Origin of the sequence: Pseudomonas chlororaphis subsp. aurantiaca (assembly GCF_013466605.1) — a bacterium.
Lineage (GTDB): Bacteria > Pseudomonadota > Gammaproteobacteria > Pseudomonadales > Pseudomonadaceae > Aquipseudomonas > Aquipseudomonas chlororaphis_I.
Genome location: NZ_CP059162.1, coordinates 510,149 through 537,092, shown reverse-complemented (window position 1 = coordinate 537,092; position 26,944 = coordinate 510,149). Strand labels below are relative to the sequence as shown.

The following is a 26,944-nucleotide window of genomic DNA, read 5'->3' as shown; positions in this document are numbered from 1 at the left end:
AGGCAACCCCCATGCATAACCCTTGCGCCGTGATCCCGGTCTACAACCACGAAGCCGCCGTGCCGGCAGTGGTCGACGCCCTGCTCGCCAGCGGCCTGCCTTGTGTGCTGGTGGACGACGCCAGCAACCCGGCCTGCGCCGCCGTGCTGGAACAGCTGGCCGAGCGCGAACAGGTGTTCCTGGTCAAGCTCGCGGTCAACCAGGGCAAGGGCGGCGCGGTCATGGCCGGGCTGCGCGAAGCCTCGCGCCTGGGCTTCAGCCACGCCCTGCAAGTGGACGCCGACGGTCAGCATGACCTGCGCGATGTGGATAACTTTATCGCCACCTCCCGCACCCACCCCGAAGCGCTGGTCTGCGGTTATCCACAGTACGACGCCAGCGTGCCCAAGGGCCGTTTTTACGCGCGCTACCTGACCCACGTCTGGGTCTGGATCAATACCCTGTCGTTGCAGATCCCCGACTCCATGTGCGGCTTCCGGGTCTACCCCCTGCCGCCAGTCCTGGCGCTGGTCGACTCGGTGAAGATCGGCCAGCGCATGGATTTCGACACCGATATTCTGGTGCGCCTGTCCTGGCGCAACCAGCCGATGCGCTGGTTGCCGACCCAGGTCCGTTACCCGGTGGATGGCCTGTCGCACTTTCGCCTGTTCCACGACAACCTGCTGATCTCCAGCATGCACGCCCGGCTGTTCTTCGGCATGTTGCTGCGTGCGCCGCTGATCCTCTGGCGACGGTGGCAAGCATGACGGCGCTACCAGACAAACAGGACAAACAGCCGGACAAGCAACATTGGGCCGAGCACAAGGAGCGCGGCAGTTTCTGGCTGATGAAGCTCACCGCCTTGGGCGTGCGTGTGCTCGGGCGCCGGGTGTTGAGCCCGGTGCTGTACATCATCGTTTTCTACTTTTTCCTGTTCGGCCGCGGTGCCCGCCGCAGCGCCTGGTTGTACCAGCAGCGCCTGGCCGATTGGAGCGGCAAGGCCGAGCTGCGTCCCAGCCACTGGCGGGTCTTTGGCCAGTTCATGGCGTTCGCCGACTCCCTGCTGGACAAGCTCGACGTGTGGAACGGCAAGCTGCGCCTGGAACAGATCGAGATCGTCGACCCGGCCCGGCTGCGCGACCAGTTGCGTGGCACCCGCGGACAGATGCTGGTGGGCGCGCACCTGGGCAACCTCGAAGTCTGCCGCGCCCTGGCCGAGCTGGGCGAGAAGGTCACCATGAACGTGCTGGTGCACACCAAGCACGCCGAACGTTTCAATCGCCTGCTGGGCGAGGCCGGGGCCACCAACCTGCGGCTGATCCAGGTCAGCGAGCTGGACCCGGCGGTCATGCTGCAACTGAGCCAGCGCCTGGATCGCGGCGAGTGGCTGGCGATTGCCGGCGACCGTGTACCGCTGCATGGCGGGCGTAACGTTCGGGTGGATTTCCTCGGCCATCCGGCGCCCTTTCCCCAGGGGCCGTGGCTGCTGGCGGGCCTGCTGAAATGCCCGGTCAACCTGCTGCTGTGCCTGAAAAACAATGGTCGCTATCGAGTGTTCCTCGAGCCCTTCACCGAGGCCGTGGCATGGAAGCGCAGCGACCGCGAACAGGTCATCGCCCAGTGGACTGCCCGCTACGCCGAGCGCCTGGGCCAGTACTGCCTCGAAGCGCCCCAACAATGGTTCAACTTTTACCCTTTCTGGAAGACCGATGACGACGCATCCGCTTGAGCCGGTAACCTTCGGCGAACTCCCTTTGCGCATCGAAGACGTGCTGGCCCTGGCCAACCGTCAGGCGCCGCCCCGACTGCAAGGCGACAGCGCATTCCGCCAGCGCATCGCCAAGGGCGCGCAATTCCTCGATTCGCTGCTGGACAAGGAAGGCGTGATCTACGGCGTGACCACCGGCTACGGCGACTCCTGCGTGGTCGCGGTGCCGCTGCAACACGTCGAGGCGCTGCCCCGTCATCTGTACACCTTCCACGGTTGCGGTCTGGGCAAGCTGCTGGATGCACAAGCCACCCGCGCGGTGCTGGCGGCGCGCTTGCAGTCGCTGTGCCACGGCGTGTCCGGGGTGCGCGTGGAACTGCTGGAGCGCCTGCAGGCGTTCCTCGAACACGACATCCTGCCGCTGATCCCCGAAGAGGGTTCGGTGGGCGCCAGCGGCGACCTGACGCCGCTGTCCTACGTGGCCGCGACCCTGTCCGGCGAGCGTGAGGTGATGTTCCGCGGCGAGCGCCGGACCTCGGCCGAGGTACACCGCGAGCTGGGCTGGGAGCCGCTGGTACTACGCCCAAAAGAAGCCCTGGCACTGATGAACGGCACCGCGGTGATGACCGGCCTGGCCTGCCTGGCCTTCGCCCGAGCCGACTACCTGCTGCAACTGGCCACGCGCATCACCGCGCTGAACGTGGTCGCCTTGCAGGGCAACCCGGAACACTTCGACGAGCGCCTGTTCGCCGCCAAGCCGCACCCGGGGCAGATACAGGTCGCCGCCTGGCTGCGCCAGGACCTGGCCATCGACGCGCCGACCGCACCGTTGCACCGCCTGCAGGACCGCTACTCGCTGCGATGCGCGCCCCATGTGCTGGGCGTGCTGGCCGATAGCCTGGGCTGGCTGCGCGGTTTTATCGAAACCGAGCTGAACAGCGCCAACGACAACCCGATCATCGATGCCGAGGCCGAGCGCGTGCTGCACGGCGGGCACTTCTACGGCGGGCACATTGCCTTCGCCATGGACAGCCTGAAGAACCTGGTGGCCAACGTCGCCGACCTCTTGGACCGCCAGCTCGCACTGCTGGTGGATGAGCGCTACAACCACGGCCTGCCGAGCAACCTGTCCGGCGCCCCGGCGGACCGTGCCATGATCAACCACGGTTTCAAGGCGGTGCAGATCGGCACCAGCGCCTGGACCGCCGAAGCGCTGAAAAACACCATGCCGGCCAGCGTGTTCTCGCGCTCCACCGAATGCCATAACCAGGACAAGGTGAGCATGGGCACCATCGCCGCCCGCGATGCGATCCGCGTGCTGGAGCTGACCGAACAGGTCGCCGCCGCTACCCTGCTGGCCGCCAACCAGGGCGTCTGGCTGCGCGGCCAGGCCGAGGCGGCACGGCCATTGCCGCCGGCCCTGGCCGCCATGCACCAAGAGCTGGCCAAGGACTTCCCGCCGGTGATCGAGGACCGCGCCCTGGAAGGCGAGCTGCGCCTGTGCCTGCAACGCATTGCCGAGCAACACTGGAGGCTGCATGCGTAGTCGGGGCGTGCTGCACGCGGACACCGAGATCCAGGTGCCGTTTTTCGACGTCGACACCATGCACGTGGTCTGGCACGGGCATTACGTGAAGTACCTGGAAGTGGCCCGCTGCGCCCTGCTCGACAAGCTCGGCCACAACTACAACCAGATGCTCGAATCCGGCTACGCCTGGCCGGTGATCGACCTGCAACTGCGCTATGTGCGCGGCGCGGTATTCGGGCAGAAGCTCAATGTCCGCGCCAGCCTGGTGGAGTGGGAAAACCGCCTGAAGATCAATTACCTGATCAGCGACCTGGAAACCGGCGAACGCCTGACCCGCGCCAGCTCGGTGCAGGTGGCGGTGGAGATCGCCAGCCGCGAAATGCAGCTGGCCTCGCCCAAGGTGTTCACCGATGCCGTGGAAAGGATGCTGCCATGAGAGCCCTTGGTAGCCGCTGGCGCAGACTGCGACCAGGTGGGCAGCACCTGCAAACCCCGAGCAGCGAAACGCCACGCCCGCTACGCGCTCGATCGCAGCCCGGCGGCCGCGGCTACAGGCTGTTGGGCCTGCTGTTGGCGCTCGGCTTCAGCTCGCTGGCCAATGCCTTCGACCTGCAACAGCTCAGCGACCAGTTGGCCAGACCCGAGGTGATCCACGGCAGCTTCGTCCAGGAGAAACACCTGCGCGCCCTGCCCCAGCCGCTGACCAGCAAGGGCAGCTTCGTCCTGGCGAAGAACCATGGCCTGCTGTGGCTGCTGAAAACACCGCTGCAACAGGACTACCGCATCACCGGCAAAGGCATCGCCCGCCGGGATGGCAGCGGCTGGCAAATGCTGCCGAACAAGAGCGCCGGGGCCGAACAGAACCGCCTGTTCCTCGCCGTGCTGCAAGGCGACAGCAGTGGCCTGCAACGAGACTTCGAGCTGGCCCTGGCCGGCGACGCCAAGGCCTGGAAACTGACCCTGACCCCACGTTCGCTGCTGCTCAAGCAGGTGTTCAACCAGATCAACATCGACGGTGGCGAACTGGTGCAGCGCATCGAGTTGCTGGAAACCCAGGGCGACAGCACTGTTCTGAAGATGCACGACAGCATCAGCAACCAGCCCTTGAGCGACGCGGAGCAACATGACTTTGCCGAGTGAACGCTGGTGGCCGCGCCTGTTCCTGCTCCTGCTGGTGGCCGTGCTGGCCCTGGCCGGCTGGCAGTGGCGCCATGGTGCGCCACTGTCGGCCAACCTCATGGAGCTGGTGCCGGGCACCGACCCCGATGCCCTGGAGCTCAAGGCCGAACAGCGCATGCAGGAACCGCTGAACCGCGAAATGCTGGTGCTGGTGGGTCACGCCGAGCGCCAGCAGGCCATCGCCATGGCCCGGCGCCTGGGTGAGCAATGGCAGGCCAGCGGGCTGTTCGAGAAGGTCCAGTGGAACCTGCAGGCCGACCTGCCGGCGCTGCGCACGCAATTGCTGCAAGGGCGCCTGGCGATGCTTGCTGCTGCCGATCGCCAGCAACTGATCGAGCACCCCGAGGCCTTTATCCAGCAGCGCGTACAGGCGCTGTTCGACCCCTTCAGCGGTTTCAGCCTGGTCCCGAGCCAGGACGACTGGCTGGGCCTGACCGGACGCATCCAGAACAGCCAGCCGCAACGTGGCGCGGTGCAACTGGACATCGGCAGCGGCACCCTGATCGCCGATGCCGACGGCAAGAGCTGGGTGCTGCTGCGAGCACGCACCACCGGCAACGCCTTCGACATGCAACTGCCGCTGCAGGTGGCGGCCTTGCTCCAGCACAGCCGCGAACAGGCCGCCCAGGCCGACGTCCAGCTGCTGGCCGCCAGTGGCCTGCTCTACGCCGCCAACGGCCAGCAGCAAGCCTCCCGCGAGATCACCTGGGTCGGCGGCGGCGCCACCGTCGGCATCCTCCTGCTGCTGTTGCTGGCCTTCCGTCGCTGGCGGGTGTTGCTGGCGTTCGTGCCGGTGCTGGTGGGCATGCTGTTCGGCGCGGTGACCTGCGTGGCCTTCTTCGGCCACATGCACGTGATGACCCTGGTGCTGGGTTCGAGCCTGATCGGCGTCGCCGTCGACTACCCCCTGCACTACCTGTCCAAGAGCTGGAGCCTGCGCCCCTGGCACAGCTGGCCGGCCCTGCGCCTGACCCTGCCGGGGCTGAGCCTGAGCCTGGCCACCAGTTGCATCGGCTATCTGGCATTGGCCTGGACACCGTTCCCGGCCCTGACCCAGATCGCTGTGTTTTCCGCCGCCGGGCTGCTGGGTGCCTACCTGAGCGCGGTGTGCCTGTTGCCGGCGCTGCTGCGCGGCGTCGAGCTGCAACCGGCGCAATGGCCGCTGCGCGTGGCCGAATGGCTGCTGAACCTGCGCACGCAGCTGCTCAAGCGCGTGTCCAGTCCCTGGCTGCTGGCGCTGGTGATCACCTTCTGCGCCGGTGGCCTGTGGCAGCTCGACAGCAAAAACGATATCCGCCAGTGGATCGGCGCGCCGCCACAACTGCTCAACGAAGCCCAGGCCATCGCGCGGATTACCGGCTACCGGCCCACCAGCCAGTTTTTCCTGGTGCGCGGCGCCGATCAGCAACAGCTGCTCGAACGCCTCGGCACCCTGAGCGAGCGCCTGGAACAACTGGTCAACCTGGAAAAACTCCAGGGCTACCTGTCGCTCAACCAGCTGGTGAGCCTGCCCAGCGAACAACAGCGCCTGCGCCAGGCCCTGGACGAGCTGCCGCGGTACTGGCAGCCGCTGCTGGATCTCGGGGTCCCGGTGGCGGCCCTGAACGCGGAACTCGCGCAATTGCGGGCACTGCCCGACGAAGACATCGACAGCGCCCTGCAAGGCCCGCTGGCCGAGCCCTACCGCACCTTGTGGCTGGGCCCCACCGATAACGGTGTGGCGGCCATGGTCAGCCTGCAGGGGCTGAACAACCCACAGCTGCTGCGGATCCAGGCGCAGGATCTGCCCGGGGTGCAACTGGTGGATCGCCTGGGCGAGCTGAACCAAGTGTTCGCCGCCACCCAGGTCAGCGCCGCCGAGCTCAAGCTCGCCTCCTGCGTGCTGATCGTCTTGCTGCTGATCCTGCCGTTCGGCCTCGGCGGCGCCCTGCGCCTCGTCGCCCTGCCGCTGCTGGCGGCCCTGTGCAGCCTCGCCAGCCTGGGCTGGCTGGGGCAACCGCTGACCCTGTTCAGTCTGTTCGGCCTGTTGCTGGTGACCGCCATCAGCGTCGACTACGCCATCCTCATGCGTGAACAGGTCGGCGGGGCCGCCGTGAGCCTGCTCGGCACCTTGCTTGCAGCGCTGACCACCTGGCTGTCGTTCGGCCTGCTGGCGATTTCCAGCACCCCGGCGGTCAGCAACTTCGGCCTGTCGGTGAGCCTGGGCCTGGCCTTCAGCTTTATCCTGGCGCCCTGGGCCGGTCGTCAGCGCCAGCCCGCTACGGAGCCTGCCCTGTGATGACTGCCCTGTTCTGGCTCATGGCGCTGCTGCTGTTCGCGCTCGCCACCCGCATCGGCAGCCGTTTCGGCCTGATCCCGATCGTCAGCCAGTTGCTGCTGGCGACCTTCGGCCTGCCGCTGCTGATGCTGTTCTGGATCGAACCGCACTGGCAACTGAGTGGCGCCCAACTGGTCTCGCCGGCCTGGCTGAAGAACCTGTACGGCTTGAGTTTCGCTCTGCTGCTGGGGCATATCCTCAGAGACGTGATCGACCTGCGCCTGGATCGCCAGAGCCTGAAGATCGCCCTGCCGAGCTTCGCCATTCCCTTCGCCTGCGGCCTGGCGACGGCGGTCTGGCTGTTGCCGGCGCAACCCTGGCTGAGTTCCCTGGCGGTCGGCCTGCTGTTCGCCATTACCGCGATTCCGGTGTTGTACCTGTACCTGCGGCACATCGACTACCCGCCGCTGGCCACCCGGCGCCTGGTACAGACCGCGATCCTCATCGACCTCGGCTGCTGGACCCTGTTCGGCGTCGCCCAAGGCAGCCTGCACCTGAGCAGCCTGCTGCTGCCGCTGGCTGGCGCCTGCCTGCCGCTGCTCCTGCGCGGCCTCGGCCTGCGCCAGCCGCTGCTGCACAGCCTGGGCTTCTTCGGCCTGCTGGTGGTGGCCGAACACTACAAGCTCAACGCGCTGATTTTCGGCATCGGCTACCTGCTGTGCATGGCCGCTCTCAAGGTGCCGCTGGTGCTGCCGTTAAAGGCAGCCTGGATGAGCCGTTTGCAGACCTTTATCGCCATCCCGCTGATCCTCACGTTCGGCATCGTGCAGATCAACGTGCACAGCGCCATGGACAGCCTCGGCTGGGTACAGCTGGGGGCGTTGCTGCTGTTGCCGATTGCCAGCAAGCTGCTCGGCAACTGGCTCGGCCTGGGCTGGGCCGGCGCCTCCTTCAAGGGCGCCAGCCGCTGGCGGGAAAGCGTGCTGCTGAACATTCGCGGGCTGAGCGAGATCGTTTTTCTCAACCTGCTGCTGCAGCAACAGTTGATCAGTCCGGCGCTGTATTTCGCGCTGATGCTCATGGGCCTGATCGCCACCCTGATGCCGGCCCTGGCCGGGCTGCACCGAACACCTTTGGTCCCTTCGACCCCGAACATCGCCGAACCGGCAAGGAGCCCCAGTGCCAACAGTTGAAATGGAACGCCGCCAGATTGTGGTGATCGGCGCTGGCCCATCGGGCGCCATCGCCGCCGCGCTGCTCAAGGGCAAAGGCCACGACGTGCTGATCGTCGAGCGCCAGCATTTCCCTCGGTTTTCGATCGGTGAAAGCCTGCTGTCCCACTGCCTGGACTTCGTCGAGGAGGCCGGCATGCTCGAGGCGGTCAACGCAGCGGGCTTCCAGCTGAAGAACGGCGCCGCGTTCGCCTGGGGCGAGCGTTACAGCGCCTTCGATTTCGGCGACACCTTCAGCGAGGGCAAGCCCACCACCTTTCAGGTGCAACGCGCCGACTTCGACAAGCTGCTGGCCGATCAGGCCGCCCTGCAAGGCGTTGAAGTGCGTTATGGCGAGGCCATCGTCAGCGCCGACTTCAGCCTGGCCAGGCCGCAGCTGCAGGTGCTGCGCGAAGATGGCAGCGAGTACCGCGTGGAGGCCGGTTTCGTGCTCGACGCCAGTGGCTACGGCCGCGTGCTGCCACGCCTGCTGGACCTGGAAGCGCCCTCGAACTTCCCGGTCCGCCAGGCGGTGTTCACCCATATCGAAGACCACATCGACAGCCCGGCTTTCGAGCGGGAAAAGATCCTCATCACCACTCACCCCAGCAAACGCGATGTGTGGTTCTGGACCATCCCGTTCAGCAACGGCCGCTGCTCGATCGGCGTGGTGGCGGCCAAGGAGCACTTCGATGGCCGCGACAACGACCTGGACCAGTGCCTGCGCGGTTTCATCGAGCAAACCCCGAGCCTGGCCAAGGTCCTGCACAACGCCGTCTGGGACATCCCGGCGCGGACCATCGGCGGCTACTCGGCCAACGTCAAGACCCTGCACGGCCCGGGCTTCGCGCTGCTGGGCAACGCCGCGGAGTTCCTCGACCCGGTGTTCTCCTCCGGCGTGACCATCGCCATGCGTTCGGCGAGCATGGCCGCCGCCGTGCTGCATCGGCAGTTGCAGGGCGAGAGCGTCGATTGGGAAACAGAGTTCGCCATCCCCCTCAAGCGCGGTGTCGACACCTTCCGTTGCTACGTCGAAGGCTGGTACGCCGGCACCTTCCAGGACGTGATCTACCACCCGGGCAGCTCGCCGGAGATTCGCCGGATGATCAGTTCGATCCTCGCCGGCTATGCCTGGGACGAACGCAACCCGTTCGTCAGCGAACCCAAGCGCCGGCTGCGCATGCTCTCGGAAATCTGCGCCATGGAGGCTCCATGAACGACGCCCAGCCACAGTACCTGAGCGCCAGCTACGTCGAGGAAACCCGCTTCGGCTTCTGGTTCCTGCGCAGCCATACCTGGCAGCACCATGTGCTGCGGGTGGCGATCAACGACCTGCGCCGCCTGTTCGACGACGAGCCACCGGCCAACCCGGTGCTGCTGGATGCCGGCTGCGGCCAGGGCAAGTCGTTCCAGTACCTGCGCCAGGTGTTCGCCCCGCGGCGCCTGATCGGCCTGGACGCCGACCCGCACAGCCTCAGGCTCAGCAGCGAAGAGGCGGCGCGCCAGGGCCTGCAGGTCGAGCTGATCGGCAGCGACTGCGCGACCCTGGACGTGGCCGATGCCAGCGTCGACCTGCTGTTCTGCCATCAAACCTTTCACCACCTGGTGGAACAGGAAAAAGCCCTGGCCGAGTTCTATCGCGTGCTCAAGCCGGGCGGTTACCTGCTGTTCGCCGAATCCACCGAGGCCTACATCGACACCTGGGTGATCCGCTGGCTGTTCCGCCACCCGATGCATGTACAGAAAAGCGCGGCGCAGTATCTGGAAATGATCCGACGACAGGGTTTTGAATTTACCCCGCGCAATGTGTCTTATCCCTATCTGTGGTGGAGCCGTGCCAAGGACTTCGGGCTGCTCGAACGCTTCGGCCTGCGCCGCCCGAAACCCTTTGGCCAACGGGAAGAAACCCTGGTCAATGTGGTCGCCCGCAAACCCTTGCACGAAGGTGCCGCCGGATGATCCGTGCCCTGCTCGTCGGCTGCCTGCTGTTGCTGAGCGCCTGCGCCAGCCTGCCGCCGCTGCCCGAGAAAACCCCGAGCCTGGCCCTGCCGCTGCAACTGCACGTCGAGCGGCAACAGGCCGGGCAGCGCCAGGACTGGCTGCTGGTGATCCAGGCCGAAGGGCCGGGCATCCGCTGGTCGCTGCTCGACCCGCTGGGCATTCCCCTGGCGCGCCAGCAACTGATCGACGGTCGCTGGCAGGCCGATGGCCTGCTGCCGCCGAACCCGGAGGCCCGCGAACTGTTCGCCGCCCTGCTGTTCGCCCTGACGCCCGCGGGCGAACTGCGAGATAATTATCCAGCCGCCCGGCAGCACGGCGCGCAGCGTGACCTCGCCCCGCACTGGCAGGTCCGTTATCGCCAGGCCCTGGATTTCCGCCTGGAGCTGCCCCAGGGCTTGTACTACCACATCAGCCCGCTGACCGCCGAGAACGCCTCATGACGGCCTACCTGAATGCCCTCGGGGTGATCTGTGCCCTTGGGCGCGACAAGCAGCAAGTGGCCCGCAGCCTGTTTGCCGGCGACTGCTCCGGCATGCGCGCCGAAGCCGGCTGGGTGCCGGAGCGCAGCGTGCCGGTGGCCGCCGTCCAGGGGCCGCTGGCGAGCATTCCGCCTGAGCTGGGGCAGCAGAGCAGCCGCAACAACCAGCTGCTGCTGGAGGCCGCCCTGCAGATCCGTGGCGACATCGACCAGGCCATCGCCCGCTACGGCCACAACCGCATCGGCATCGTCCTCGGCACCAGCACCTCGGGCATCGACGAAGCCAGCCGCGGCATCGCCCACTACCTGCGCGACCGGCACTTCCCGGTCGACTACGACTACCGGCAGCAGGAACTCGGCGCGTCGGCGAATTTTCTCGCCGACTGGCTCGACCTCAGCGGCCCGGCCTACGTGATTTCCACCGCCTGTACCTCCAGCGCCCGCGCGCTGATGAGCGCCCGCCGCCTGCTCGACCTGGGCCTGTGCGACGCGGTGCTGTGCGGCGGCGTCGACAGCCTGTGCAAGCTGACCCTCAACGGTTTCTCGGCCCTGGAAGCGGTGTCCGACCAGCGCTGCAATCCGTTCTCGGTCAACCGCGATGGCATCAATATCGGCGAAGCCGCCGTGCTGTTCCTGATGAGCAAGGAAACCCTCGGAGCGCAACCGATCGCCTTGCTCGGCGCCGGCGCCAGCTCCGACGCGCACCATATTTCCGCGCCCGAACCCAGCGGGCGCGGCGCCCTGCAAGCCATGCAGAAGGCCTTGCACAACGCCGGCCTGCAAGCCGGACAGATCGGCTACCTGAACCTGCACGGCACGGCCACCCAGCACAACGACGCCATGGAAAGCCTGGCGGTCGACCAGTTGTTCCCGGCCGGCGTGCCCTGCTCGTCGACCAAGCCCATGAGCGGCCATACCCTGGGCGCCGCCGGTGCCCTGGAAGCGGCGTTCTGCTGGCTGAGCCTGTCCGCCGCGAACAGCGCGCACGCCCTGCCGCCCCATGTCTGGGACGCCCAGGCCGACCCGCAACTGCCACCGCTGCACTGGGTCACCGCCACCACACGTCTGGAGCAGACCGCTCCGCGCTGCCTGATGAGCAACTCCTTTGCCTTCGGCGGCAACAACGTCAGCCTGATTATCGGAGACGCCCCATGATTGACTGGCCGCTCGCCGAACTGCTGCCCCACGCGGGCGACATGATCCTGATCGATCAGGTCCTGGCGTTCGATGAAGAGCAGATCCACACCCGCCTCACCGTCCGTCCCGGTGGCCTGTTCAACCGTGCCGACGGTAGCCTGCCGGCCTGGGTCGGCATCGAAATAATGGCCCAGAGCATCGCCGCCTACGCCGGTTGCCATGCGCGCCAGAAAGGCCAGGCCGTCGAGCTGGGGTTCCTGCTCGGCACCCGCAAGTTCGAATGCAATGTGGAACACTTCCCGGCCGGCAGCGAACTGCAGATTCACGCCTTGCGCTCCCTGCAAGACGACAACGGCATGGGCGTATTCGAATGCCACCTGAGTGCCCCCGGCATTCAGGCCGTCGCCCGCCTCAACGTGTTCTGTCCGCCCCAGGCGGACAGCTACCTGAACGAATCCCCCATTTTATCAACAGGAGTCCAGCCATGACTGAATCCATACTGGTTACCGGCTCCAGCCGTGGTATCGGCCGCGCCATTGCCCTGCGCCTGGCCCAGGGCGGCTATGACCTGATCCTGCATTGCCGCAGCGGTCGCAGCGAAGCCGAAGCCGTGCAGGCCGAAATCGAGGCCCTGGGGCGCCAGGCACGCATCCTGCAATTCGATGTGACCGACCGCGCCAGCTGCAAGGCCGTTCTCGAAGCCGACGTGGAGGCCCACGGCGCCTACTACGGCGTGGTGCTCAACGCCGGCCTGACCCGCGACGGCGCCTTCCCGGCCCTGAGCGAAGACGACTGGGACACCGTGCTGCGCACCAACCTCGACGGTTTCTACAACGTCCTGCACCCGGTGATGATGCCGATGATCCGGCGCCGTGCCGCCGGGCGTATCGTCTGCATCGCCTCGGTGTCCGGGCAGGTCGGCAACCGTGGCCAGGTCAACTACAGCGCGTCCAAGGCCGGCCTGATCGGCGCCGCCAAGGCCCTGGCCATCGAGTTGGGCAAACGCAAGATCACCGTCAACTGCGTGGCGCCAGGCCTGATCGACACCGCCATGCTCGACGAGAACGTGCCGGTGGACGAGCTGCTGAAGATGATCCCGGCCCAGCGCATGGGCACCCCGGAGGAAGTCGCCGGCGCGGTGAACTTCCTGATGTCCGCCGAGGCCGCCTACATCACCCGCCAGGTGCTGGCGGTCAACGGAGGCCTGGTCTGATGAAACGTGTGGTCGTCACCGGCATGGCCGGCATCACTTCGCTGGGCAGCGACTGGGACACCATCGCCGCCAATTTCGGCGCTAACCGCAGCGGCATTCGCCGGATGGACGAATGGGATCGCTTCAGCGAACTCAATACCCGCCTGGCCGGCCCCGTGGACGACTTCAAGGTACCGGACCACTGGACCCGCAAGCAGCTGCGCAGCATGGGCCGGGTGTCGCGGCTCGCGGTGGGGGCTGCCGAGCAGGCCCTGGCCGATGCCGGCCTTCTGGGTGACGAGTCGATCAAGGACGGGCGCATGGGCGTGGCCTGCGGCTCGTCCACCGGCAGCACCGACGAGATCAAGGCGTTCGGCAACATGCTGCTGAACTCGGTCGCCGAAGGCCTCAACGCCAACTCCTACGTGCGCATGATGCCGCACACCACCGCAGCCAATATCAGCATCTTCTTCGGCCTCACCGGGCGGCTGATCCCGACGTCCAGCGCCTGCACCAGCGGCAGCCAGGGCATCGGCTACGCCTACGAGGCGATCAAGTTCGGCCGCCTGCCGCTGATGCTCGCCGGCGGCGCCGAAGAGCTGTGCCCGACCGAAGCCATGGTGTTCGACGCGCTCTACGCCACCAGCCTGAAAAACGATGCCCCGCACACCAGCCCGCGGCCCTACGACAGCGACCGCGACGGCCTGGTGATCGGCGAGGGCGGCGGCATGCTGGTGCTCGAAGAGCTGGAACACGCCCTGGCCCGTGGCGCGCATATCCATGCCGAGATCGTCGGTTTCGGCAGCAACGCCGACGGCCAGCACACCACCCGTCCGGAGCAGGCCACCATGCGCCGGGCCATGGAGCTGGCCCTGGAAGACGCCGGCCTCGAGCCTTCGGCCATCGGTTACGTCAATGGCCACGGCACCGCTACAGAACAGGGCGACATTGCCGAAACACTGGCCACCAGCAGCCTGTTCGGCAGCCGGATGCCCATCAGTTCGCAGAAGAGTTTCCTCGGCCACACCCTGGGGGCCTGTGGCGCGCTGGAGTCCTGGTTCAGCATCGAGATGCTCAACCGCGACCTCTACGTGCACACCCTCAACCTCGATACGGTGGACCCGCGCTGCGGCGAACTGGATTACCTGCGCGGCGAATTCCGGCAGATGAGCTGCGAATACGTGATGAACAACAACTTTGCCTTTGGCGGCGTCAACACTTCGCTGATCTTCCGCCGCTGGCCTCAATGACGTTACCCCCTGGAGAAAATGGAATGCCCTCCCTGCTTCGCGCATGCCTGATCGTGCTGGCCCTGCTGACCTGTGTCTCGTGCACCAGCAAGCGCATGTACACCCCTGACCGGGTCCTGCCCGCCACCCTCAAGGCCGACCATGAGGAAATGAAACAGGCGATCCTGAAAAACCTGGTCGCCCGCAAGTGGACCGTGCAACGCATCAGCCCGGAGCTGATCCAGGCCGAGATCACCGTGCGCGAGCAATACCACGTGGAAATCGACATCCAGTACGCGCCGACCCACTACAAGATCCTCTACCGCGACAGCCGCGGCATGGGCTACGCGGACGGCAAGATCCACAAGAACTACATCCGCTGGGTGCGCCTGCTGGACAAGGGCATCCTGCGCGAGCTGAAGGACAACCAGAACGAACGGACCGCGCAACAGCTGTCCAGCTCGGCCCAGGCGATTGCCGCGCCTAATTGAGCGCCAGCTGCCACCCGCTTTCTACGTCAAGGAGACCACCATGCAATTGAAGACCCTGGCCGCTGCCGCCACCCTGCTGTTCTGCACCCTGCCCGGCGTCAGCCAGGCCCGTGATACCGCGCTGTACCTGCCGTTCGACAAGGTGGTCGCCGAAGCCATCAGCACCGGCAAGATCGACGGCAGCGTGAAGTTCTACCTGGCCGGCAACAAGCCCGCCGGCAAGGTCACGGTGATCAGCGCGGGCGCGGTCACCAACAAGAAGACCAACGCCTTCAACAAAAGCGACGAAGTGGCCTGCGAATGGGTCCTGCAATCGGCGCTGATCACCCTGCACCAGGCGGCCAAGAAAGTCGGCGCCAATGCCGTGACCGACATCGCCAGCTTCTACAAGAGCAACGAGCGCAAGGACGCGAAAACCTACGAATGCCACGCGGGCGCCCTGATGGCAGGCGTCGCGCTGCGCGGCGATCTGGCGAAGGTGCAGTAAGGTACCAACAGGTTTCCATCCCCCGGAAACGACAAAGAGCGCCTTTCGGCGCCCTTTCACTCACAACTCAGCCTTGCGGGTCAGCAGCTCGACAAAGGCCTTGGCCATTGGCGAGCGCTGGTCGGTGCGCTGCGCCAGCCACACCGCCGAAACTGCCTCGGGGTCGAGCAGCGGTCGATAGACCACGCCGTCGATACGCATGCGCTGGTAGGACGCCGGCAACACCGAGACACCCAGCCCCGCCGCCACCAGGCCGATGATGGTCATGGCCTCGCCCGCTTCCTGGGCGAAGTGCGGGGTGAAGCCGACATCGCGGGCCAGGGTCAGCAACTGCGCGTACAGGCCGCTGCCGTAGCTGCGCGGGAAGAACACGAAAGGTTCGTGGGCCAGGGCCGACAGTGCCAGCCCGGCTTCGCTGCCGGCCACCAGCGGATGCTTGGAGCCGAGCACCGCCACCAGCGGTTCGCGCAGCAACTCCACCACGCTCAGGGAGTCCGGCAGCGGCAACGGCCGCATGATGCCGACCTGGATCGACTCGTCCAGCAGCGCCTCGGCCACCTGGGTGCTGCTCATCTCCCGCAGTTTCAGGTGCACGTTAGGAAAGCGCTGGCGAAAGGCGAAGATCGCCTGGGGAATACTCGAGTTGAAGGGTGCCGACGAGGTGAAACCGATTTTCAGCTCCCCCAGCTCTCCCCGTTGCGCCCGCCGGGCCACATCCGCCGCCTTGTCGACCTGAGCCAGCACCTGTCGTGCTTCATCGAGGAACAGCCTGCCGGCCTCGCTGAGTTCGACCCGACGATTGGTGCGCTCGAACAGCCGCGCACCCACCTCCTGCTCCAGCACCTGGATCTGCTGGCTCAAAGGCGGCTGGGAGATGCCCAGGACCTGGGCGGCGCGGCCGAAATGCAGCTCTTCGGCCACCGCGATGAAGTAACGCAGGTGACGCAATTCCATGATCGCCTCATTAGGTCGAAAAACATATCAATCATGTCGAACAATATATTGGAAAGAAACATTAGCCAGCTATATGCTTTTTTCCATTGCCTGTCCGGCCGCGCTCCCCCGAGGTCCCCCGTGAAAACCGCTGTCGCTCCACTCGCCCACGAACTCCCTCCCACCGCCCTCGATGGGGTCGTCGCGCAACTGAACGAGGCCTACATCGAAAAAGGCACGCCGATGTTCATGCGCACGGTGCTGGCGCTGTTCTCCGGCGGTTTCGCCACCTTCGCCCTGCTCTACTGCGTGCAACCGATGATGCCACTGCTGTCCCGGGAATTTTCCATCAACGCGGCGCAGAGCAGCCTGATCCTCTCGGTCGCCACCGGCCTGCTGGCCATCGGTCTGCTGGTCACCGGGCCGATTTCCGACCGCATCGGCCGCAAGCCGGTGATGGTGGCCGCCTTGTTCGCCGCCGCGCTGTGCACCATTGCCAGCGCCATGATGCCGAGCTGGCACGGCGTGCTGCTGATGCGCGCGCTGGTGGGGCTGTCCCTGAGCGGCCTGGCGGCGGTGGCGATGACCTACCTGAGCGAGGAGATCCACCCGCAGCACATCGGCCTGGCCATGGGCCTGTACATCGGTGGCAACGCCATTGGCGGCATGAGCGGCCGCCTGATCACCGGGGTGCTGATCGACTTCGTCAGCTGGCACACGGCGATGCTGGTGATCGGTGGCCTGGCGCTGATCGCGGCGGCGGTGTTCTGGAAAATCCTCCCCGAATCGCGCAATTTCCGCGCCCGCTCACTGCACCCGCGCAGCCTGCTGGACGGCTTCACCATGCATTTTCGCGATGCCGGCCTGCCGCTGTTGTTCCTCGAAGCCTTCGTGCTGATGGGCGCGTTCGTCACACTGTTCAACTACATCGGCTATCGCCTGCTGGCCGAGCCGTATCACATGGATCAGGCCTTCGTCGGCCTGCTGTCGGTGGTGTACCTGTCGGGGATCTACAGCTCGGCGAAAATCGGCGCCCTGGCCGACCGCCTGGGGCGACGCAAAATGCTCTGGGCCACCATTTCGCTGATGCTCGCCGGCCTCGCCCTGACCATGCTCAGCCCGTTGCCGGTGGTGATCATCGGCATGCTGATCTTCACGTTCGGCTTCTTCGGCGCCCATTCGGTCGCCAGCAGCTGGATCGGCCGGCGCGCCCTCAAGGCCAAGGGCCAGGCTTCATCGCTGTACCTGTTCAGCTATTACGCCGGGTCGAGCATCGCCGGGACGGCGGGCGGGGTGTTCTGGCACATGGCCGGGTGGAACGGCATCGGCCTGTTCATCAGCGCCCTGCTGGTGGTGGCGTTGCTGATAGCGCTGAAGCTGGCCAAGCTGCCGCCGCTGGCCACTCAGTAGTCGCTAAACGAACATGCCGGCGACCAGCCCCCCGCGATCCATGTGCGGGGTCCGGTCGCCGGCATGGGCGATAGCCGAGGCTGTCGATCGGCTTACTTGACGATTTCCACCAGGTCGACGTCGATCTCGCGCTTCATCAGCCCCTTCTCGACCTCACCGGTCAGCCTGACCTGGGTCTTTTCGTTGAACGCCACTGGCGGCAGGTCTTCGTCGTCGATCTCGACGGTGATGGTGCCGCTGGCATCCTTGAATTCGTACTTGTCGTCGTTGTTCAGCTTCTTGACCACATGGCCCTGCAACACCACCGGCGTATCGTCCGAGGCGTCATTGGCCGCCGCGACAGTGGTGACGGCCTGGGCGCCTGGACCGGTGTAGCCGACAGCCAGGGCGGCGGTGCTGAACAGCGGAGCGAGCAACAGAACGAGGTAACGGGTTTTCATGGCAGTGATCCAATGTGGGTTTCGATAGCGCCAGATTAACCAGCCAGGCTGAATTGAAACTTAATCCGCCAGGCCGTTTCCCGGGATTGCGTGAAGAGCCCCAAAAAAAGCCCGGCGAATGCCGGGCCTGATTAGCGGGTCGCGATCACTGGTGATACTGCGCCGACAGTTCGTGTACCGCGCGCAGGAAGGCGCCGGCGTGTTCCGGGTCGACTTCCGGGGTGATGCCGTGGCCGAGGTTGAACACATGGCCGCTGCCCTTGCCGTAGCTGGCGAGGATGCGCCCGACTTCGGCACGGATCGCTTCCGGCTTGGCGTAGAGCACGGTCGGGTCCATGTTGCCTTGCAGGGCGACCTTGCTGCCGACCCGCCGGCGCGCTTCGCCGAGGTCGCAGGTCCAGTCCAGGCCCAGGGCGTCGGCACCGGCGTCGGCAATGCTTTCCAGCCACAGGCCGCCGTTCTTGGTGAACAGGATCACCGGCACCTTGCGCCCTTCGTGCTCGCGGATCAGGCCGCTGACGATCTTGCGCATGTAGGCCAGGGAAAACTCCTGGTAGGCCGCCGCCGACAGGTTGCCGCCCCAGGTGTCGAAGATCTGCACCGCTTGCGCGCCGGCCTTGATCTGGCCGTTGAGGTAGCTGGTGACCGACTGCGCCAGCTTGTCCAGCAGCAGGTGCATGGCTTGCGGGTTGTCGTAGAGCATCGCCTTGGTCTTGCGGAAGTCCTTCGACGAGCCGCCCTCGACCATGTAGGTGGCCAGGGTCCAGGGGCTGCCGGAGAAGCCGATCAGCGGCACGCGGCCGTTGAGTTCGCGGCGAATGGTGCTGACCGCGTCCATCACGTAGCCCAGGTCCTTGTGCGGATCCGGGATCGGCAGGGCCTCGATGTCGGCCAGGGTGCTGACGACCTTCTTGAAACGCGGGCCTTCGCCGGTTTCGAAGTACAGGCCCTGGCCCATGGCGTCGGGGATGGTCAGGATGTCGGAGAAGAGGATGGCCGCATCCAGCTGTGGATAACGGTCCAGCGGTTGCAGCGTGACTTCGCAGGCGAACTCCGGGTTCATGCACAGGCTCATGAAGTCACCGGCGTTGGCACGGCTGGCGCGGTATTCAGGCAGGTAGCGCCCAGCCTGACGCATCATCCACACCGGGGTGACGTCTACGGGTTGCTTGAGCAGGGCACGAAGGAAACGGTCGTTCTTCAGGGCAGTCATGTCGGCATCCGGAAAAAAAGTGCGGGCATTTTCTCAGAGCGCGACGCAAAAGGCACGGCGAGAGCCGTGCCTTTTATCTATCGGGTCAATTTGTCGCGGACTATAAACAGTCCTTTAAGCGTCGCGAGCGAAGGCTAGGCAAGGCGAAAACAGACGAGGAAGCGGAGTTGACAGCTGTCAATGAGCATTCCGAGTCTGTTTTCAACGCAGCATAGCCGAGCGCAGCAGCTTAAACGCCCAGGTAGTCGAGGATGCCTTCGGCGGCGTTACGGCCTTCGAAGATCGCCGTCACCACCAGGTCGGAACCGCGCACCATGTCGCCACCGGCGAAGATCTTCGGGTTGCTGGTCTGGTGCTTGTACTGGCCTTGCTCCGGCGCCACGACGCGGCCCTGGCTGTCGGTCTGGATGCTGAACTGCTCGAACCACGGCGCCGGGCTCGGGCGGAAACCGAAAGCGATGACCACGGCGTCGGCCGGGATGACCTCTTCGGAACCCGGGATCGGCTCGGGGCTGCGGCGGCCACGGGCGTCCGGCTCGCCGAGACGGGTCTCGACCACCTTCACGCCTTCGACCTTGTCTTCGCCGACGATGGCGATCGGCTGGCGGTTGTAGAGGAACTTCACGCCTTCTTCCTTGGCGTTCTTCACCTCTTTGCGCGAGCCCGGCATGTTCGCTTCGTCACGACGATAGGCACAGGTCACTGCCTTGGCGCCCTGGCGGATCGACGTGCGGTTGCAGTCCATCGCCGTGTCGCCACCACCGAGGACCACGACCTTCTTGCCCTTCATGTCGACGAAATCTTCCGGCGACTTTTCAAAGCCCAGGTTGCGGTTGACGTTGGCGATCAGGAAGTCCAGTGCGTCGTGCACGCCCGGCAGGTCCTCACCGGCAAAGCCGCCCTTCATGTAGGTGTAGGTGCCCATGCCCATGAACACCGCATCGTATTCTTCGAGCAGTTGCTCCATGGTCACGTCCTTGCCCACCTCGGTGTTGAGGCGGAACTCGATGCCCATGCCGCTGAAGACTTCGCGACGATTGCTCAGCACGGTCTTTTCCAGCTTGAACTCGGGGATGCCGAAGGTCAGCAGGCCGCCGATTTCCGGGTTCTTGTCGAACACCACCGGGGTCACGCCACCACGTACCAGTACGTCGGCACAGCCCAGGCCCGCCGGGCCCGCGCCGATCACCGCGACACGCTTGCCGGTCGGCTTGACCTTGGACATGTCCGGACGCCAGCCCATGGCGAAGGCGGTGTCGGTGATGTACTTCTCCACCGAACCGATGGTCACCGCGCCGAAGCCGTCGTTGAGGGTGCAGGCACCCTCGCACAGGCGGTCCTGCGGGCATACCCGGCCGCAGACTTCCGGCAGGGTGTTGGTCTGGTGCGACAGCTCGGCGGCGGCGAGGATGTTGCCCTCGGCCACCAGCTTGAGCCAGTTGGGAATGAAGTTGTGCACCGGGCACTTCCATTCGCAGTACGGGTTACCGCAACCCAGGCAGCGGTGGGCCTGGTCGGCCGATTGCTGGGGTTTGAAGGGTTCGTAGATTTCCACGAACTCTTTCTTGCGTTGACGCAACAGTTTCTTCTTCGGATCCTTGCGCCCGACCTCGATGAACTGGAAGTCATTATTCAGACGTTCAGCCATAGTTAAAACCTCATCAAACTCTTCAGGCGCATATCACTGCGGGTTGGCACGGGTGCTGGAAAGCAACGATTTCAAGCTGGCAGCCTTCGGCTTGACCAACCAGAAACGACGCAGGTAGTCATCGAGGTTCTCGGCCAGGTTACGGCCCCACTCGCTACCGGTTTCCTCGACGTATTCGTCCAGCACGCGCTGCAGGTGGCTGCGGTAGGCTTCCATCGCTTCGCCGCTGATCCGCTGGATTTCCACCAGCTCGTGGTTGACCCGGTCAACGAAGGTGTTGTCCTGGTCGAGCACGTAGGCGAAACCGCCGGTCATGCCTGAGCCGAAGTTGTAACCGGTCTTGCCCAGCACGCAGACGAAACCACCGGTCATGTATTCGCAGCAGTGATCGCCAGTGCCTTCCACCACGGTGTGGGCACCGGAGTTGCGCACGGCGAAACGCTCGCCCGCGGTGCCGGCGGCGAACAGCTTGCCGCCGGTGGCGCCGTACAGGCAGGTGTTGCCGATAATCGCGCTGTCCTGAGTCTTGTAGGCGCTGCCTTTCGGCGGAACGATCACCAGCTTGCCGCCGGTCATGCCCTTGCCCACGTAGTCGTTGGCGTCGCCTTCGAGGTAGAGGTTCAGGCCGCCGGCGTTCCACACGCCGAAGCTCTGACCGGCAGTGCCCTTGAAGCGGAAGGTGATCGGCGCCTTGGCCATGCCCTGGTTGCCGTGGACCTTGGCGATTTCGCCGGAGATCCGCGCACCGATGGAACGGTCGCAGTTGCAGATGTCGAGCGCGAACTCGGCACCGCTGAGGTCGTTGATCGCAGGCTTGGCCATGGCGACCATTTTCTCGGCCAGCAGGCCCTGGTCGAACGGCGGGTTGCGATCGACCTGGCAGAACTGCGGCTTGTCCACCGGGATATGGTCGCTGCCCAGCAGCGGGGTCAGGTCCAGGTGGTGCTGCTTGGCGGTCTGGCCTTCGAGGATTTCCAAGAGATCGGTGCGGCCGATCAGCTCTTCCAGCGAGCGCACGCCCAGCTTGGCCAGCCACTCACGGGTTTCCTCGGCGACGTAGGTGAAAAAGTTCACCACCATCTCGACGGTACCGATGTAGTGATCCTTGCGCAGCTTCTCATTCTGAGTCGCGACGCCAGTGGCGCAGTTGTTCAGGTGGCAGATACGCAGGTATTTGCAACCCAGGGCGATCATCGGCGCGGTGCCGAAGCCGAAGCTTTCGGCGCCGAGGATCGCCGCCTTGATCACGTCGAGGCCGGTTTTCAGGCCGCCGTCGGTCTGCACCCGGACCTTGCCGCGCAGGTCGTTGCCGCGCAGGGTCTGGTGGGTTTCCGCCAGGCCCAGTTCCCACGGCGCACCGGCGTACTTGATCGAAGTCAGCGGCGAGGCGCCGGTGCCACCGTCGTAGCCGGAGATGGTGATCAGGTCGGCATAGGCCTTGGCCACGCCAGCGGCGATGGTGCCGACGCCGGCCTCCGCCACCAGTTTCACCGAGACCAGCGCCTGCGGATTGACCTGTTTCAGGTCGAAGATCAGCTGCGACAAGTCTTCGATGGAGTAAATGTCGTGGTGCGGCGGTGGCGAAATCAGGGTCACGCCCGGCACCGCGTAACGCAGCTTGGCGATCAGGCCGTTGACCTTGCCGCCAGGCAGCTGGCCGCCTTCACCGGGCTTCGCGCCCTGGGCCACCTTGATCTGCAGCACTTCGGCGTTGACCAGGTATTCCGGGGTCACGCCGAAACGGCCGGTGGCCACCTGCTTGATCTTCGAGCTCTTGATGGTGCCGTAGCGCGCCGGGTCTTCGCCGCCTTCGCCGGAGTTGGAACGCGCGCCCAGGCGGTTCATGGCTTCGGCCAGGGCTTCGTGGGCTTCCGGCGACAGCGCGCCCAGGGAAATACCGGCGGAGTCGAAACGCTTGAGGATCGATTCCAGCGGCTCGACTTCGCTGATGTCCATCGGCGTGTCCAGGGTCTTCACCTTGAACAGGTCGCGGATCATCGACACCGGGCGGTTATCCACCAGCGCGGTGTATTCCTTGAACTTGGCGTAGTCGCCCTGCTGCACGGCGGCTTGCAAGGTGTTGACCACGTCCGGGTTGTAGGCGTGGTATTCGCCACCGTGGACGAACTTCAGCAGGCCGCCTTGCTGGATCGGCTTGCGCGGGCTCCAGGCTTCGGCTGCCAGGGCTTTCTGTTCGGCTTCGATGTCGACGAAACGCGCGCCCTTGATGCGGCTCGGCACGCCACGGAAGCTCAGCTCGCAGACTTCCTCGGACAGGCCGATGGCCTCGAACAGCTGCGCACCGCGGTAGGACGCGATGGTCGAGATCCCCATCTTCGACAGGATCTTCAGCAGGCCCTTGGTGATGCCCTTGCGGTAGTTCTTGAACACCTCGTAGAGGTCGCCCAGCACTTCACCGGTACGGATCAGGTCACCCAGCACTTCATAGGCCAGGAACGGATAGACCGCCGAGGCACCGAAACCGATCAGCACCGCGAAGTGATGCGGATCGCGCGCGGTGGCGGTTTCCACCAGGATGTTGGAGTCGCAGCGCAGGCCCTTCTCGGTCAGGCGGTGGTGCACCGCGCCGGTGGCCAGGGAAGCGTGGATCGGCAGCTTGCCCGGAGCGATATGGCGGTCGCTGAGCACGATCTGGGTGCGACCGGCGCGCACGGCTTCTTCGGCCTGGTCGGCCACGTTGCGGATCGCTGCTTCCAGGCCGAGGCTTTCCTCGTAGTTCAGGTCGATGACCTGACGCTCGAAGCCCGGACGGTCGAGGTTCATCAGCGAGCGCCACTTGGCGGGCGAGATCACCGGCGAGCTGAGGATGACGCGGGAAGCGTGCTCGGGCGATTCCTGGAAGATGTTGCGCTCGGCACCGAGGCAGATCTCCAGCGACATGACGATGGCTTCGCGCAGCGGGTCGATCGGCGGGTTGGTGACCTGGGCGAACTGCTGGCGGAAGTAGTCGTACGGCGTGCGCACACGCTGGGACAGCACGGCCATCGGCGTGTCGTCGCCCATCGAGCCGACCGCCTCGTAGCCCTGCTCGCCCAGAGGACGCAGTACCTGATCACGCTCCTCGAAGGTGACCTGGTACATCTTCATGTACTGCTTGAGCTGGTCGACGTCGTAGAACGCCGAACCGTGGTCGTTGTCTTCCATGGTCGCCTGGATGCGCAGGGCATTCTTGCGCAGCCATTGCTTGTACGGATGACGAGACTTCAGGCGGTTGTCGATGGCGTCGGTGTCGAGGATCTGCCCGGTCTCGGTGTCCACGGCGAAGATCTGGCCCGGGCCGACCCGGCCCTTGGCGATCACGTCTTCGGGCTGGTAGTTCCAGACGCCGATTTCCGAAGCCAGGGTGATGAAACCGTTCTTGGTGGTGACCCAGCGCGCCGGGCGCAGGCCGTTACGGTCGAGCAGGCAGACGGCGTAGCGGCCGTCGGTCATGACCACGCCCGCGGGGCCGTCCCACGGTTCCATGTGCATGGAGTTGTATTCGTAGAACGCGCGCAGGTCGGCGTCCATGGTCTCGACGTTCTGCCACGCAGGCGGAATGATCATCCGCACGCCACGGAACAGGTCAATGCCACCGGTGACCATCAGCTCCAGCATGTTGTCCATGCTCGAGGAGTCGGAACCCACGCGATTGACCAGCGGGCCGAGTTCTTCCAGATCCATCAGGTCGTTGGTGAACTTGGTGCGCCGGGCCTGGGCCCAGTTGCGGTTGCCGGTGATGGTGTTGATCTCGCCGTTGTGGGCCAGGAAGCGGAACGGCTGCGCCAGCGGCCATTTCGGCAGGGTGTTGGTGGAGAAGCGCTGGTGGAACACGCAGATCGCGGTTTGCAGGCGCGGGTCACCCAGGTCTGGATAGAAGGCGGCCAGGTCGGCCGGCATCATCAGGCCTTTATAGATGATGGTCTTATGGGAAAAGCTGCAGATGTAGTGGTCGGTGTCGGCGGCGTTGGCCACCGACGAACGACGACGGGCGCTGAACAGCTTGACCGCCATGTCCTGGTCGCTCAGGCCTTCACCGCCGATGTAGACCTGTTCGATCTGCGGCAGGCGCTCCAGGGCCAGGCGGCCGAGAACGCTGGTATCGATCGGCACTTTGCGCCAGCCGATCAGTTGCAGGCCTTCGGCCAGGATCTCGCGGTTCATGTTCTCGCGAGCGGCTTCGGCCTTGGCCGGATCCTGGTTGAAGAAGACCATGCCCACGGCATATTGCTTGGGTAATTCGACACTGAAGGTTTCCTGGGCAATGGCTCGCAGGAACGCGTCAGGCTTCTGAATCAGCAGACCGCAACCGTCGCCGGTCTTGCCGTCCGCGTTGATCCCACCGCGGTGGGTCATGCAGGTCAGGGCCTCGATGGCCGTTTGCAAAAGGGTATGACTGGGTTCGCCCTGCATATGGGCTATCAGGCCGAAACCGCAGTTATCCTTGAATTCATCTGGTTGGTACAGACCTGCTTTCATAGACACTTTCTCACCAGGCTGTCTCTTATCGAGACAAATTTCTTTTCAATTCAACCAGTTACCATCCACGCCGAACGTACGCCGGCTTTGCGGGGGCAAAAGGGAGGTCATTGTACACACCGACACAGACGCTCACAAATTTGGCGACGAAATGTCGCAAATCTATGTCGCATTTATGAAAGGTTTAAAGCGATATGCTGTGCTAGTCAAAACTTTTTTAGTTCGGACCGCGACGACTCAAAAGCTACTGTGACGCAGACACCACAAGGCACGCGGCCTTGAAGGCAGCATGCGCATGCGGATTTTTTTGAGGTGCTGGGAGAGGCGGCCTGGGTAAGGCCGCCGAATCTTCAGCGAGTTGCTGCCAGTTCCTGTTGGACGCTGGCGACAGTGCGAGGCCAAGGTTTACCAGCCTGAACCTTCGCTGGCAAGGCCTTGATAGCGGTAACGGCTGCATCACGGCTGCTGAAGCTGCCGTAAGTGATCACATACAGCGGTTTGCCGTTGAGGACTTTCTTGAAATAACGGTACTGGGCGCCCTGTTCCTTGACGAAGTTCTGCGCGGTGGCTTCGGAACTGGTGCCCAGGATCTGCACGACATAGTTGCCTGGCGCCTGCCCGGCGTACCAGCTACCGCCGGTGGCGGCCTTGGCCACGGTGACAGGCTTCTCCGCTGGCTTGGCGGCCGGTGCGGCCGGTTTGCTGACCGGAACAGGAGCAGGCTTGACCACCGGAGCCGGCTTGGCTGCAGCGACCTGGGTCGGCGCCGGGGTCGGACGAACTTCAGGCGTCGGCGCCGGACCGGCCGGCACGCCGGCTGGCGGTGCAATGGTGGTCACGGTCGGCGGCGTGGCGCTGGAGCCTTCCACCGGCACACCATCGTCACCCTCGGTGATCCCGCCTGCGGCTTCGGCCAGAGGACCGCGCATCACCGGTTGCGACTGGCCGACCAATGGCAGCGGCATGGGCTGGGAAGAGCCATTGAACTCGACAGCCGGGCTGCCATTGCTGTTCGGTTGCGGCGTCTGGCCCAGCGGCAGCTGCGCCTGTTCGTTGGCTGGCGCACCAGCAGTGCTTGGTGCCTTGCTGCGACCCGGCATCAGCCAGGCAGCGGCAACGGCCACCACTACGACTGCGGATATCGCCAATACGTGTTTCTTCGGCATATTGAACCCCATACTTGGACGCTTGACCGCTGAGCGGCTGGCAATCATGGCTTCGATCATTGCATCCCGCGCGACCTGGTTGATGTTGCCAGGCCAGCCATCGGAGCCTTCGTGAATATCACTGATCTGATCCGCGGAGAAAAGTTCGATACCGCGCCCTGCGCCTTCGAGTCGCTGCGCCAGGTATTCACGGGTTTCTTCTTCGGTGTAGGGCTGCAGTTCGATGACATGGAAGCGCTCTTCTTCCGCGCTCAGCAACTCCAGGCCGGCAATCAGCGACGACTCGCCGAACAGGAACACATGCGGACGACCTTCCGGTGCACCGGCGGCGAGCGCCAGCAGCGCTTCGAGCGCCGACTCGTCGAGCTGCTCGGCATCATCCACCAGCAGATAGACTTCCTGGCCGGTCAGCGCCAGCTGCACCACTTGCGCCAGGATCGGGCCGATCTCGGCCTGCTCGACGTTCAGCGCCTGGGCCACCTGGCGCAGCACGCCTGCCGCGTCGCCGGCACCACGGGCGGAAACCACCACGCTCTGTACCGATTGCTTGTTGGTGCTGGCGACCAGCGCCTGACGCAGCAGCGTCTTGCCGCTGCCCTGCGGGCCGGTCACCACCAGCAGCAGTTGGCTGTAGCGCGCCAGGTGGTGCAGCTGCCCCAGCACCGGCTTGCGCTGGGCGGGGAAAAACTTGAAGCCAGGCACCCGTGGAGCGAAAGGGTCATGGCTCAACTGATAGTGGCCGAGGAAAGCCTCGTCGGCATGCAAACTAGTCATGGGG

23 protein-coding genes are annotated in these 26,944 nt (G+C 65.0%); 17 read left to right on the top strand and 6 right to left on the bottom strand.

Annotation, left to right across the window (positions count from 1 at the left end):
* Nucleotides 1-11: 11 nt before the first annotated feature.
* Genes H0I86_RS02390 through H0I86_RS02315 form a run of 16 tightly spaced genes read left to right on the top strand, consistent with a single transcriptional unit; the run spans nucleotide 12 to nucleotide 14,877 of the window.
* Entirely contained in the window at nucleotides 12-746 is a 735-nt protein-coding gene (locus tag H0I86_RS02390; RefSeq protein WP_180923854.1) for a glycosyltransferase family 2 protein, read from the top strand.
* Nucleotides 743-1,708, top strand: a complete 966-nt coding sequence (locus H0I86_RS02385; protein ID WP_038582669.1) for a lysophospholipid acyltransferase family protein — start codon at nucleotides 743-745, stop codon at nucleotides 1,706-1,708. Before H0I86_RS02390 ends, H0I86_RS02385 begins: the two co-directional genes overlap by 4 nt.
* Nucleotides 1,689-3,233 (top strand): HAL/PAL/TAL family ammonia-lyase, encoded by a 1,545-nt coding sequence (locus tag H0I86_RS02380; RefSeq protein WP_180923853.1) that lies wholly within the window; start codon nucleotides 1,689-1,691, stop codon nucleotides 3,231-3,233. The genes H0I86_RS02385 and H0I86_RS02380 overlap by 20 nt, the downstream gene beginning before the upstream one ends.
* Nucleotides 3,226-3,651, top strand: coding sequence for an acyl-CoA thioesterase (locus H0I86_RS02375; RefSeq protein WP_038582673.1), 426 nt, complete (start codon nucleotides 3,226-3,228; stop codon nucleotides 3,649-3,651). Before H0I86_RS02380 ends, H0I86_RS02375 begins: the two co-directional genes overlap by 8 nt.
* Entirely contained in the window at nucleotides 3,648-4,355 is a 708-nt protein-coding gene (locus H0I86_RS02370) for an outer membrane lipoprotein carrier protein LolA (RefSeq protein ID WP_258019389.1), read from the top strand. The genes H0I86_RS02375 and H0I86_RS02370 overlap by 4 nt, the downstream gene beginning before the upstream one ends.
* On the top strand, nucleotides 4,339-6,672 hold the full coding sequence (locus H0I86_RS02365) for an MMPL family transporter (protein ID WP_180923851.1): 2,334 nt from the start codon (nucleotides 4,339-4,341) through the stop codon (nucleotides 6,670-6,672). Before H0I86_RS02370 ends, H0I86_RS02365 begins: the two co-directional genes overlap by 17 nt.
* Entirely contained in the window at nucleotides 6,669-7,844 is a 1,176-nt protein-coding gene (locus H0I86_RS02360; protein ID WP_180923849.1) for a cation:proton antiporter, read from the top strand. Before H0I86_RS02365 ends, H0I86_RS02360 begins: the two co-directional genes overlap by 4 nt.
* The gene (locus H0I86_RS02355; RefSeq protein ID WP_180923847.1) at nucleotides 7,831-9,078 is read left to right on the top strand and encodes an NAD(P)/FAD-dependent oxidoreductase; all 1,248 of its coding nucleotides are present in this window, start codon (nucleotides 7,831-7,833) and stop codon (nucleotides 9,076-9,078) included. The genes H0I86_RS02360 and H0I86_RS02355 overlap by 14 nt, the downstream gene beginning before the upstream one ends.
* Nucleotides 9,075-9,821, top strand: coding sequence for a class I SAM-dependent methyltransferase (locus H0I86_RS02350; protein ID WP_180923845.1), 747 nt, complete (start codon nucleotides 9,075-9,077; stop codon nucleotides 9,819-9,821). Before H0I86_RS02355 ends, H0I86_RS02350 begins: the two co-directional genes overlap by 4 nt.
* Nucleotides 9,818-10,303 carry a DUF3261 domain-containing protein gene (locus H0I86_RS02345; protein WP_180923843.1) on the top strand — a complete coding sequence of 162 codons (486 nt, stop codon included), beginning with the start codon at nucleotides 9,818-9,820 and terminating at the stop codon, nucleotides 10,301-10,303. The genes H0I86_RS02350 and H0I86_RS02345 overlap by 4 nt, the downstream gene beginning before the upstream one ends.
* Nucleotides 10,300-11,496, top strand: coding sequence for a beta-ketoacyl-[acyl-carrier-protein] synthase family protein (locus H0I86_RS02340; RefSeq protein ID WP_180923842.1), 1,197 nt, complete (start codon nucleotides 10,300-10,302; stop codon nucleotides 11,494-11,496). Before H0I86_RS02345 ends, H0I86_RS02340 begins: the two co-directional genes overlap by 4 nt.
* Nucleotides 11,493-11,966 carry a hotdog family protein gene (locus tag H0I86_RS02335; RefSeq protein WP_180923840.1) on the top strand — a complete coding sequence of 158 codons (474 nt, stop codon included), beginning with the start codon at nucleotides 11,493-11,495 and terminating at the stop codon, nucleotides 11,964-11,966. The genes H0I86_RS02340 and H0I86_RS02335 overlap by 4 nt, the downstream gene beginning before the upstream one ends.
* Complete coding sequence (gene fabG, locus H0I86_RS02330) at nucleotides 11,963-12,691, top strand: 3-oxoacyl-ACP reductase FabG (protein ID WP_180923838.1); 729 nt, start codon at nucleotides 11,963-11,965, stop codon at nucleotides 12,689-12,691. Before H0I86_RS02335 ends, fabG begins: the two co-directional genes overlap by 4 nt.
* Entirely contained in the window at nucleotides 12,691-13,920 is a 1,230-nt protein-coding gene (locus tag H0I86_RS02325; RefSeq protein WP_016704452.1) for a beta-ketoacyl-ACP synthase, read from the top strand. The genes fabG and H0I86_RS02325 overlap by 1 nt, the downstream gene beginning before the upstream one ends.
* Before the next feature lie 23 nt (nucleotides 13,921-13,943).
* Nucleotides 13,944-14,390 carry a hypothetical protein gene (locus tag H0I86_RS02320; protein WP_009046610.1) on the top strand — a complete coding sequence of 149 codons (447 nt, stop codon included), beginning with the start codon at nucleotides 13,944-13,946 and terminating at the stop codon, nucleotides 14,388-14,390.
* 40 nt (nucleotides 14,391-14,430) lie between these two features.
* Nucleotides 14,431-14,877 (top strand): excinuclease, encoded by a 447-nt coding sequence (locus tag H0I86_RS02315; RefSeq protein WP_180923836.1) that lies wholly within the window; start codon nucleotides 14,431-14,433, stop codon nucleotides 14,875-14,877.
* Between the two features lie 60 nt (nucleotides 14,878-14,937).
* On the opposite strand, the gene H0I86_RS02310 is transcribed toward H0I86_RS02315, so the two are convergent.
* On the bottom strand, nucleotides 14,938-15,831 hold the full coding sequence (locus H0I86_RS02310) for a LysR family transcriptional regulator (protein ID WP_180923835.1): 894 nt from the start codon (nucleotides 15,829-15,831) through the stop codon (nucleotides 14,938-14,940).
* A gap of 120 nt (nucleotides 15,832-15,951) precedes the next feature.
* On the opposite strand from H0I86_RS02310, the gene H0I86_RS02305 reads away from it, so the two are divergent.
* Nucleotides 15,952-17,220 carry an MFS transporter gene (locus H0I86_RS02305; protein WP_180923834.1) on the top strand — a complete coding sequence of 423 codons (1,269 nt, stop codon included), beginning with the start codon at nucleotides 15,952-15,954 and terminating at the stop codon, nucleotides 17,218-17,220.
* A 92-nt stretch (nucleotides 17,221-17,312) separates the two neighbouring features.
* On the opposite strand, the gene H0I86_RS02300 is transcribed toward H0I86_RS02305, so the two are convergent.
* From H0I86_RS02300 to H0I86_RS02280, 5 genes are all read right to left on the bottom strand, one after another.
* On the bottom strand, nucleotides 17,313-17,660 hold the full coding sequence (locus tag H0I86_RS02300) for a YgiW/YdeI family stress tolerance OB fold protein (protein WP_009046606.1): 348 nt from the start codon (nucleotides 17,658-17,660) through the stop codon (nucleotides 17,313-17,315).
* A gap of 145 nt (nucleotides 17,661-17,805) precedes the next feature.
* The gene (gene hemE, locus H0I86_RS02295) at nucleotides 17,806-18,873 is read right to left on the bottom strand and encodes a uroporphyrinogen decarboxylase (protein WP_180923833.1); all 1,068 of its coding nucleotides are present in this window, start codon (nucleotides 18,871-18,873) and stop codon (nucleotides 17,806-17,808) included.
* Between the two features lie 229 nt (nucleotides 18,874-19,102).
* Nucleotides 19,103-20,521 carry a glutamate synthase small subunit GltD family protein gene (locus tag H0I86_RS02290; RefSeq protein WP_007925837.1) on the bottom strand — a complete coding sequence of 473 codons (1,419 nt, stop codon included), beginning with the start codon at nucleotides 20,519-20,521 and terminating at the stop codon, nucleotides 19,103-19,105.
* Between the two features lie 33 nt (nucleotides 20,522-20,554).
* On the bottom strand, nucleotides 20,555-25,000 hold the full coding sequence (gltB, locus tag H0I86_RS02285) for a glutamate synthase large subunit (RefSeq protein WP_180923832.1): 4,446 nt from the start codon (nucleotides 24,998-25,000) through the stop codon (nucleotides 20,555-20,557).
* Nucleotides 25,001-25,350: 350 nt separating this feature from the next.
* Entirely contained in the window at nucleotides 25,351-26,940 is a 1,590-nt protein-coding gene (locus H0I86_RS02280) for an SPOR domain-containing protein (protein WP_180923831.1), read from the bottom strand.
* Nucleotides 26,941-26,944: the final 4 nt, after the last annotated feature.